1 protein-coding gene is annotated in these 1,188 nt (G+C 36.3%); it reads left to right on the forward strand.

All coding sequences use genetic code 11. The annotated features are described in order from the left end of the window. The coding region (locus J2Y38_RS24565; RefSeq protein ID WP_309847999.1) for a T9SS sorting signal type C domain-containing protein at positions 1-1,180 on the forward strand (1,180 nt) is incomplete at its 5' end. Positions 1,181-1,188: the final 8 nt, after the last annotated feature.

Genomic DNA, 1,188 nt, shown 5'->3' on the forward strand with positions numbered 1-1,188 from the left:
ATGGGTAATTAGTTATAACGGAACATTAGTAATGGTTCCGGGACAAGGCTATATCATTAGAGCTCCGCAGGAATTTGATATCAATACTTCTGCCATTTACCCAGCTGCTTTTACAGGGGTTCCAAATAATGGAGATATTACATTTACTCCCGTTGCAACAAAATGGAATTTAATAGGAAATCCGTATCCCTCAGCCATCAATGCCAATAAATTGATAAATGACACAGGAACCGGAGCTTTATACTTTTGGACACACAATTCACCTCCAAACGGAAGCGTGATTGGAGATGCAAAATACAATTACACAGCGGCAGATTATGCTGTTTATACTTTAACCGGAAGTACTGTAACAACAAGCGGTGCAGCGGCCCCAACAGGAAGCATTGCTGCAGGACAGGCCTTTTTCTTTAAAGCCAGTACAGCAAGCAATATTGTTTTTACAAACAGCATGAGAATTCCTGGTGATAACACCCAGTTCTTCAAAACTTCACAAGCAGCTGGTGAAATAAATCGTTTGTGGCTGAACTTTACTAACGCCGAAGGCGCTTTTAAACAAGCTTTAATTGGCTACATAGACGGAGCAACAAACGGCTGGGATCAAAATTATGATGCGGCAACCCTTAACGGAAATACTTATGTAGATTTCTATAGTATAAGTGATGCTAAAAAACTAACAATTCAAGGACGTTCTCTGCCTTTTGAAGATACCGATTTAATTCCGCTTGGATACAAAACAGCCGTTGCAGGAGAATTTACAATTGCTATTGACCATACTGACGGATTATTGAATGATCAGGCAGTTTATCTGGAAGATAAAGTAACAAGCAAAGTACACGACCTAAAAGCAGGAAATTATAAATTTACTACTGAAATAGGAACTTTTACAGATCGTTTTGTATTACGTTATACTAATAAAACATTAGGAACCGGAGATTTCGAAAATGTAAAAGACGGACTTTTGGTTTCTGTAAAAGATAAAGTAATCAAAGTAACTTCTTCAAAAGAAAATATTAAAGAAGTTACTGTTTTTGATATTACCGGAAAACTTTTATACAATAAAAAGAAAGTTGGAACGACTGAATTATCAATCTCAAATCTTCAGGTAGCAGAGCAGGTTTTACTGGTAAAAGTAACTCTTGAAAACAAAGCTGAAGTAACAAGAAAGATTATCTTTAAATAGAAAAAAAA

The sequence above is a fragment of the Flavobacterium sp. 2755 genome (assembly GCF_031455715.1).
Classification (GTDB): Bacteria; Bacteroidota; Bacteroidia; order Flavobacteriales; family Flavobacteriaceae; genus Flavobacterium.